We start from the raw sequence: 2,436 nt of genomic DNA on the forward strand, positions 1-2,436 counted from the left end.
ATTACCAAACAAGCTTGGCGGTTCTTAAAAAACAATTTCCTAAAGAAAAGCGCCACATGGCTCTTTGAGCGCAAGCTCCGACCTGTTTTGATGGCATATCTGTAATAAAATGTCGGACACCGTTACCAGGGGGACGACCGTATGTTTATTCAGTCGTTGCATTTGTTGTTGAATTATTTTAATCGGCATATAAAAATCAGATAATAGAAATACCAAGGCTGAGCTATTAGGCAAATAGTCTGCCGCTTGTAATAAACTGTTTGCCTTGCCGGTAAAGACGGTGGCTTTAATCCGTTGAGCAATGTCAATCACTCGCCCTTGCTGTAAATTGGCAGGCGAAATGAGTAGTTGTTGGTTAAGCACTTGACCACAGCCAACAAAGCCAAACCGATCCCCCGTTGCATGAGCTGATTTAGCCACCGACAGCAGGCAATCGATCACTGCTTGGAGTTTATTATAATTACCGTGAAAGCCCATAGAGGCGGATAAGTCCGCTAGTAAAAAAACATCCAAACGAGATTGTTGCTGAAACGATTTAACCTGATACTCAGCGAAAGGATTGAGTAAACTGGCTCTTAAGTCTATATGTCTTGGATCAGGTGCGGCAATCAAAGGTTGGTGATGTTTAAAAAGAAGCCCATTGCCTACAACTTTACTTGCATGAGCACCTGGAAATACATTATATGGCGCAGCTTTACGGTAATGAAAAATGTTATTTTCTATCATCTTACGATTGATTGATAACGAGCATGACAAAGCCAATGGTAACCAGTAAATAAGCGGGAATACTATACTTTATAGGGCTGCTAACGATCAGATTAACAACGCCAGAAACATTTTTATGCTGCCGGTTGTACAATGATTCGCCCAACAGCCAAAGTAGTGAGTTGGCAACAATAAGTGCTACGATGCTTAATAGACTGGCTTCCGTAAACAAAAAGGATTTATCCGTTAAGAGTGCTGCCCGATCATTGGTATGCACTAAATTTGCCATTAGTATTCCCAGTATTAAGGCTCCCTCATCAAACGCAACCAGAAAAAAACCATAACTGAAGAAACGAAATCGTTGGCAGCTTGTTTTCAGCTGATTTGCCCTTTCTGCCAGATAAATAAGCGGAAGGCTCAAGCAAAACAGTAACAAACCAATAATACTGATTAATGCCCAGAATTTAACCCCTATAGCCGAGTTAAGGGAGGTTGTGTAATAAGAGGCATAAGAAATACCACTAAAATTATCCAATCGTTCTGCAATAATGGCACAGACAAAACCGACACCGGTCCAGTTTAAATAAACAGCGAGTAAATCGTTGAAGCCACTTTCTGGAGTGATTGCTTTAAAAAAATCTTGTTTAGTCATAGCCTTGTTATTTTTGTTATAGACCCGTTTATGTGATGCACTTCGTGCCTCAGCACATCCTACCTTGGCTGTTATTGATTACGGTGCAGCAATTCCCTCAAGAATGCCTGTTATTAATTCTGGCATTAGTTGTTCTTGCCGGTAACTATAAATTGGGTTTAAAAAAATTCGGTGTGCCATGGTCACTTGAAAGACAGCCTGTAAATCTTCAGGTAATAAGGTTTCTCTATTTTCCAGCCAGGCATTCACTTTGGCTGCACGAATTAAAAAACTCATACCTCTGGGACTGGCTCCCGACATGATGAGTTGATCCATTTCTACATCAGCTAATTTAATACCGTATTTTTGAGGGAATTTACTCGCTTTCCATAAATCCAGCGCATAATTTTTTAATAGTGCGCTAGGCTGAATAGTTTGTTGAATCTGCTGAGCTAATTCATTCAATTGATAATAGGCAATTTTTCCTGTATCCATGTCAGCAATTAAGCTATCCATATCATGAAAACGGGAATTAAAAATAAGCTCTTTCAATAGACCATCATCTGCCGGCATATCGATATTGATTTCCATCATAAACCGGTCGCGAGCAGCGGCGGGTAATTCAAATGTTTCTTCTCTTTCTATTCGATTTCTATCTGCAAAAACCTGTATATGCGGAAAATGATATTCTTGGTTAAAGGCACTAATGCTTCTTTCAGCCATCACTCTAAGTAATAGTGAATGCACCTGAGGACGTGCGCGATTTATTTCATTAAAGAAAAATGTCGCAAGGCTTTCTCCTTGTTTAAGTAATGGCCCTGGATCTACTTGTGGCTTGCCTTTATTATCAAGATAGGTGTAATAAATTAAATCTGCAGGCATTAAATCTATAGTACCTTCAATCCGTTGATAATCGCCGCCCAAGCCTTGTGCTATAGCACGCAATAAAGTAGTTTTTCCAACCCCTACATTTCCTTCCAATAAGACATGTCCACGAGCAAAAATAGAAATAACACAATGTCTTATAAGTACTCATGAAAAATTAATTTAACTAAAAGTGTATAATAAGAATCCCATTATTTTAATCCCCATGGTTTTTG

At 39.3% G+C, this 2,436-nt stretch carries 2 protein-coding genes and 1 pseudogene; all 3 read right to left on the reverse strand.

The features are described from left to right. Nucleotides 1–39 precede the first annotated feature (39 nt). Nucleotides 40–726 (reverse strand): DUF58 domain-containing protein, encoded by a 687-nt coding sequence (locus BQ7314_RS11620; RefSeq protein ID WP_174483858.1) that lies wholly within the window; start codon nucleotides 724–726, stop codon nucleotides 40–42. 1 nt (nucleotide 727) lies between these two features. Further along, nucleotides 728–1,357 (reverse strand): MxaP protein, encoded by a 630-nt coding sequence (locus BQ7314_RS11625; RefSeq protein ID WP_174483859.1) that lies wholly within the window; start codon nucleotides 1,355–1,357, stop codon nucleotides 728–730. 78 nt (nucleotides 1,358–1,435) lie between these two features. Then, a pseudogene (locus BQ7314_RS11630) lies at nucleotides 1,436–2,347 on the reverse strand (AAA family ATPase); the annotation flags it as partial. Nucleotides 2,348–2,436: the final 89 nt, after the last annotated feature.

The organism is methanotrophic endosymbiont of Bathymodiolus puteoserpentis (Logatchev), from assembly GCF_900128525.1.
In the GTDB taxonomy this organism is placed as follows: domain Bacteria; phylum Pseudomonadota; class Gammaproteobacteria; order Methylococcales; family Methylomonadaceae; genus Methyloprofundus.